The following is a 6,611-nucleotide window of genomic DNA, read 5'->3' on the forward strand; positions in this document are numbered from 1 at the left end:
TTTGCCCTTATGAAAAGATAAATAACTTTGTGGGACAGACCAGGATTGCGAAGCAATCTGCTCTGTCCCCAACTGATCAAGTTCTTTTGCCCGACTCGTCGAGCCGGGGAGGGGCGTGACGAAGCGGGCTGCGGTTAGYCGGTAATCGTCTTTTTGGTGATTGCTGCAACGACCGCGTCGCCCATTTCGCGGGTGCCGACGCGCTTCGTACCTTCTGACCAGATGTCACCCGTGCGCAGCCCGGAGGCGAGCACATCCTTGACCGCCGACTCGATACGGTCGGCAGCTTCGGCTTGGTTGAGTGAAAAGCGGAGCATCATGGCAGCGGACAGGATTGTAGCCAAAGGATTGGCAACCCCTTTGCCGGCAATGTCTGGTGCGCTGCCGTGGCTGGGTTCGTACAGGCCCTGGTTGCTCGCATTGAGCGAGGCCGAGGGCAGCATGCCGATGGAGCCGGTGAGCATCGCGGCTTCGTCCGAGAGGATGTCGCCGAACATGTTGCCGGTGACCACCACGTCGAACTTCTTGGGCGCCTTCACGAGCTGCATGGCCGCGTTGTCGACGTACATGTGGTCGAGTTCGACGTCCGGGTACTCCTTGCCGATCTCCGTCACGATGTCCTTCCAGAACTGGAAGGTCTCGAGCACGTTGGCCTTGTCGACGCTGGTCACGCGCTTGCTGCGCTTGCGGGCGGCTTCGAAGGCGACGCGAGCGATGCGCTCGACCTCGGGGCGCGAATAGCGCATCGTGTCGAAGGCCTCTTCGGCGCCCGGGAAGTGACCGTCGACGGCGGTGCGGCGGCCGCGCGGCTGGCCGAAGTAGATGTCGCCGGTCAGCTCGCGGATGATCAGGATGTCGAGGCCCGAAATCAGCTCGGGCTTCAGGCTCGAGGCGTCCACGAGCTGCTCGTAGCAGATCGCCGGGCGGAAGTTCGCAAACAGCCCGAGGTTCTTGCGCAGCCCCAGGATGGCCTGCTCGGGCCGCAGCGGGCGGTCGAGCTTGTCGTACTTCCAGTCGCCGACCGCGCCGAACAGCACCGCGTCGGATTCCTTTGCCAGCTTGAGCGTAGCTTCGGGCAGCGGATGGCCGTGGGCCTCGTAGGCCGCACCGCCGACCAGCGCCGACTCCATCTCGAACTTCAGGTCGAGCACGTTGAGCACCTTGACGGCTTCCGCCACGATTTCGGTGCCGATGCCGTCACCCGGGAGAACTGCGATTTTCATAAGTTGGTCTGAGGTTTGAATGCGGAAATGATGCGGGCGATCACGAGATCATCGTGTGCGCGAGCCAGGGCTTCTTCGCCAGGCGCTCGGTCTCGAAGGCCTTGATCTTGTCCTTGTGGCGCAGCGTGAGGCCGATGTCGTCCAGCCCGTTGATCAGGCAGTACTTGCGGAAGGCCTGCACGTCGAACGCGAACTCGCCACCGTCCGGCTTCACAACCACCTGGCGCTCCAGGTCGATGGTCAGCGTGTAGCCGGGGAAGGCGAAGGTCTCGTCGAACAGCTGCGCCACTTGCGCCTCAGGCAGCACGATCGGCAGCAGGCCGTTCTTGAAGCTGTTGTTGAAGAAGATGTCCGCATAGCTCGGCGCGATGATCGCGCGGAAGCCGTACTGGTCGAGCGCCCACGGCGCATGTTCGCGCGACGAGCCGCAGCCGAAGTTCTTGCGCGCCAGCAGCACCGAGGCGCCGGCGTAGCGCGGCTGGTTCAGCACGAAGTCGGGGTTGGGCTTTCGGGTCGCCGGGTCCTGGCCCGGAAAGCCGGCGTCCAGATAGCGCCATTCGTCGAACAGGTTCTGCCCGAATCCGGTCTTGCGGATCGACTTGAGGAACTGCTTCGGAATGATCGCGTCGGTGTCGACGTTCTCGCGGTCCATGGGGGCCACGAGGCCCTTGTGCACGGTGAATTTCTGCATGTGATGTCTCCAGGTCAGGCGAAGGTGCGCACGTCGACGAAATGGCCGTGCACAGCGGCGGCGGCGGCCATGGCCGGGCTCACGAGATGGGTGCGGCCACCGGCGCCCTGGCGGCCTTCGAAGTTGCGGTTCGAGGTCGATGCGCAGCGCTCGCCCGGCTCGAGCCGGTCGGCGTTCATTGCCAGGCACATCGAGCAACCGGGCTCGCGCCATTCGAAGCCCGCGGCCTTGAAGATCAGGTCGAGGCCTTCGCGCTCGGCCTGTTCCTTCACCACGCCCGAGCCGGGCACGACCATCGCGAGCTTCACGTTCTTCGCGACCTTCTGGCCGAGCTTTTTCACCACGGCGGCGGCCTCGCGCATGTCCTCGATGCGGCTGTTGGTGCACGAGCCGATGAACACCTTGTCGATGAAGATGTCGTTCATCGCCTTGTTGGGCTCCAGACCCATGTAGACCAGCGCGCGCTCGATGGCGCCGCGCTTGCTCGCATCCTTTTCCTTGTCGGGGTCGGGCACGCGGCCGTTGATGTCGACCACCATTTCGGGCGAGGTGCCCCAGGTCACCTGCGGCTGGATCTGAGCGGCGTCGAGTTCGACCACGGCGTCGAATGCCGCGCCGGGGTCGGACTGCAGCGTGCGCCAGTAGGTCACGGCCTGGTCCCACTCCACGCCCGTGGGCGCGAGCGGGCGGCCCTTGACGTAGCTGATGGTCTTTTCGTCGACCGCCACCAGCCCGGCGCGCGCGCCGGCCTCGATGGCCATGTTGCAGACCGTCATGCGGCCTTCCATGCTGAGGTCGCGAATGGCCGAGCCTGCGAATTCGATCGTGTAGCCGGTGCCGCCGGCGGTGCCGATCTTGCCGATGATCGCGAGCACGATGTCCTTCGCGGTGCAGCCGAACGGCAGCTTGCCCTCGACCTTCACGAGCATGTTCTTCGCCTTCTTGCCGAGCAGCGTCTGCGTGGCCATCACGTGCTCGACCTCGCTGGTGCCGATGCCGTGCGCGAGTGCGCCGAACGCGCCATGCGTGGAGGTGTGCGAGTCGCCGCAGACCACGGTCATTCCCGGCAGCGTGGCCCCCGATTCCGGGCCGATCACATGCACGATGCCCTGGCGCTTGCTCAGGAACGGAAAGAACGCGGCGGCGCCGAATTCGGCGATGTTCTTGTCCAGCGTGGTGACCTGCTCCTTGCTGGTCGGGTCGGCGATGCCTTCATAGCCGCGCTCCCAGCCCGTGGTGGGCGTGTTGTGGTCGGCCGTGGCGACGACCGAGCTGATGCGCCACAGCTTGCGGCCGGCCACGCGCAGGCCTTCGAAGGCTTGCGGGCTGGTGACTTCGTGCACCAGGTGGCGGTCGATGTAGAGGATCGCGGTGCCGTCTTCCTCGGTGTGGACGACGTGTTCGTCCCAGATCTTGTCGTAGAGCGTGCGTGCCATGTCGGTCTCTTCTTTCGTGGGGAAATGGATTGTCTGTCGATGCGGCTGCAAATTCGTTTTCAGGCCGCGAGCTGTTCGTTGGCATTCGCCGAATCGGCGGCCGCGTGCAGGTGATTCACCAGCGAGCGCGCCGCCACCGGCAGGGTGGAGAAGTCGCGCGCCACCAGGCGGATCTCGCGCGCCGCCCAGGCGTCGGCGAGCGCAACGCTCACGAGGCCCCGGCCGATGCCGTCCTGCATGAGTTCGAAGGCGCGCTGCGGCATCACGCCGATGCCCAGGCCGTTCTCGATCATGCGGCACATGGCGTCCAGGCCCGTGACGTGGATGCGCAGCTTGATGCTGCGGCCGGCCTTCAAGGCCGCCTCGTGCATGGCGACGTAGATCGAGCTGTTGGTGTGCAGGCCGACGTGGTCGAAGGCCAGTGAATCGACGAAGTCGATGGCGTCCTGCGAAACCAGCGCGTGGCCCGTGGGAACGATCAGCGCGAGGCGGTCGTGCCGGTACGGCAGGCTCTGCAACTCGCCCGCGCCGCCGGCCACATGGCATACGCCGAGGTCGGCTGCGCCTTCCTGCACGGCGCGAATCACCTCGCTGCTCAGGTGCTCCTCGAGGTCGATCTTGATCGCCTCGTGGGCGCGCGTGAACACGCCCAGGTCTTCCGGCAGGAACTGCACGATGGCCGAGATGTTGGCGTGCACCCGCACATGGCCGCGCACGCCGTCGGCGTATTCGCTGAGCTCGCCCTGCATCTTCTCGAGGCTGTAGAGCACCGAGCGGGCGTGGTGCAGCAGGCTTTCGCCGGCCGGCGTGAGGTCGACGCCGCGCGCATGGCGGTAGAGCAGGGTGGTGCCGAGCGTGGCTTCGAGGTCGGACAGCCGCTTGCTGATGGCCGAGGCCGCGATGAATTCCCGCTCTGCCGCGCGCCCGATGCTGCCCAGCTCGCACACGGCCACGAACAGCTGCAGCGACGTGAGGTCGATGCGGCGGGCGAAGTTGCGTTCCGAGGTGGTCATGAAGGCGTGGACATCGCGACTGGCGATGGGATTCGTATTTTCCCTCTGTTTTATACCGTCAGGCATCTCGATCAGAGATGGCTTGGATGGCAATTGGCGATGAGACCACCCCTAGCGCAGCACGGCGGTGGTCGCGTATCCCCCATTTAGGTGATAGGTCTTTGTTGTTACTTTAGGTATCGTTGGTTAGAACTATTGTTAACAAGTAACGAAAGACGCGCATGAACATCTCCTTTCGCAGCCTCTGGAACAACGCACTCGGCGCCTGGGTCGCCGTTTCCGAAATCGCCAACGCGCGCGGCAAGCCGCAGCGTGCACACCGTCCAGGCGCGACGCCGGGCGCCGTACACCTCGCGGGCGCGTCGTTCCGGCTGAATGGATTGATGGCGGTGATCGTGATCGCAATGGCCGGGGGCGGCCTGGCCGCACCGACCTGGGCGCAGAACCTCGTGATCGGCACCGTCGGTTCCGGCGGCAACGGCGTCAACGGCGGCGGAGATGGCGGCGACGGTGGCATCGGCGGCGGCGGCGGAGCGGGCAGCAGCGGGGCCGGTGCAGGCGGCGGTGGCGGCGGATTCGGTGCGGGCGGCGGCGCGTCGGGTTTCGTCGTCGGCGCCAACAGCGGCGGCGCGGGTGGCGCCAACGGCAACGGTGACGGCGCCGACGCATTGTCAGACAACAACGGTACCCCCGGCGCAGGCAACAACGGCGGCGCTGCCGGTGGAACCGGCCTCGGGGCGCCGGGGGGCGACGCCCTGAGCGGTACCGCCACCGGCAGCAAGGCCGGCGGGACGACCACGTACAGCATCTCGACCAACACCACGATCACCGGCTCGGTCGCGGTGGGTGGCAGCGGCGGCGGAGGCGGCGGCGCCGGCGGAACGGGCTCCGCCACCCGTGGCGGCAACGGCGGCGACGGCGTGCTCAACATCAGCGCCGGCACCACGTCCATCGCCGGTGCGCTGCTGATCGGGGGCTCGGGCGGCGGCGGCGGCGGCGGGACGGGCAACGGCCAGGGCGGCAACGGCGGTAACGGCGGCAGCGGGCAGGTCACGCTGTCCGGCAGCAGCGTCGTGTCCGCGGGCAGCATCGCCGTGGGCGGCTACAACGGCGGCGACGGCACCGGGCGCAAAGGCGACGGCGGGGCGGGCGGCATCGGGACGCTGACCATCACTGGCGGCACCCTGAGCGCGGCGGGCGGCGTCAGGGTCAACACCGGCAGCCAGGTCGTCTATGCCGCCTCCGCCATCATCGCGGCGGGCTACGACATCTCGGGCGCCGGCTCGGTCACGCAATCGGGCACGGGCATCACGGTGATGACCGGCACCAACACCTACACCGGCGGCACCACCATCTCGGCGGGCACGCTGCAGATCGGCAATGGCGGCACCACGGGCAGCCTTGCGGGCAATGTCACGAACAATGCGGCCCTGACCTTCAACCGCTCGGACAGCACGAGCTTCGCCGGCACCATCGACGGCACGGGCCGGGTCAGGCAGAACGGCAGCGGCACGCTGACGCTCTCGGGCACCAACGGCTATAGCGGCGGCACGTTCATCAACGCCGGCACGGTCCAGGTGACGACCGATGCGAACCTGGGCGCGGCGACCGGCTCGGTCACGCTCAACGGCGGTGCGCTTCTTGCGACCGGGGCTTTCACCAGCGCACGCAACGTGCTGTTGACGGGCAACGGCGCCATCGGTTCGAACGGCGCGCTCACGATGAGTGGCGTCTTCAGCGGCTCCGGCAACCTGTCGGTGAACAGCGGTGCCGGTGCGATCACGATGACCAATGCCGGCAACGATTTCGGTGGCGTCGTGAACCTGTCGGGCGGCGCGACGCAGATCAACGACGTGAACGCCCTGACGCTCGGCACACTCAACACCGGCGCGCTGACCGCCACGAGCCATGGCGCCTTGAACCTGGGCAGTGGTGTCGCCGCCTCCCTGAATGCCGCCAGCAACGGCGGCGCCATCACGCAGACCGGCGCGCTGAGCGTGGCCGGCACGAGCACGCTGAACGCCGGCACGGGTGCCGTCACGCTGGCGAATGCCAACAACGATTTCGGCGGTGCCGTGACCCTGACGGGCGGCGCCACACAGATCAACGACGTGAACGGCCTCACGCTCGGCACGCTGAATACAGGCGCGCTGACCGCCACGAGCCATGGCGCGTTGAACCTGGGCAACGGCACCGCGGCTTCGTTGAAYGCCGCSAGCAACGGCGGYGCCATCACSCAGACCGGCGC

Annotated in this window: 5 protein-coding genes; 1 reads left to right on the forward strand and 4 read right to left on the reverse strand. The window is 66.9% G+C overall.

Features of this window, described 5'->3' with window-relative positions:
- Positions 1-134 precede the first annotated feature (134 nt).
- The 4 genes from leuB to AC1DXX_RS14090 are packed head-to-tail and all read right to left on the reverse strand — an operon-like array spanning position 135 to position 4,363.
- Positions 135-1,223 carry a 3-isopropylmalate dehydrogenase gene (gene leuB / locus AC1DXX_RS14075; RefSeq protein ID WP_478134818.1) on the reverse strand — a complete coding sequence of 363 codons (1,089 nt, stop codon included), beginning with the start codon at positions 1,221-1,223 and terminating at the stop codon, positions 135-137.
- A gap of 40 nt (positions 1,224-1,263) precedes the next feature.
- Entirely contained in the window at positions 1,264-1,914 is a 651-nt protein-coding gene (gene leuD / locus AC1DXX_RS14080) for a 3-isopropylmalate dehydratase small subunit (protein ID WP_478134819.1), read from the reverse strand.
- A gap of 14 nt (positions 1,915-1,928) precedes the next feature.
- Positions 1,929-3,350 (reverse strand): 3-isopropylmalate dehydratase large subunit, encoded by a 1,422-nt coding sequence (gene leuC, locus AC1DXX_RS14085; RefSeq protein WP_478134820.1) that lies wholly within the window; start codon positions 3,348-3,350, stop codon positions 1,929-1,931.
- A 59-nt stretch (positions 3,351-3,409) separates the two neighbouring features.
- On the reverse strand, positions 3,410-4,363 hold the full coding sequence (locus tag AC1DXX_RS14090) for a LysR substrate-binding domain-containing protein (protein ID WP_478134821.1): 954 nt from the start codon (positions 4,361-4,363) through the stop codon (positions 3,410-3,412).
- A gap of 221 nt (positions 4,364-4,584) precedes the next feature.
- On the opposite strand from AC1DXX_RS14090, the gene AC1DXX_RS14095 reads away from it, so the two are divergent.
- The coding region (locus AC1DXX_RS14095; RefSeq protein ID WP_478134822.1) for an autotransporter-associated beta strand repeat-containing protein at positions 4,585-6,611 on the forward strand (2,027 nt) is incomplete at its 3' end.

It is taken from the genome of Variovorax sp. P4_B10, assembly GCF_056402375.1.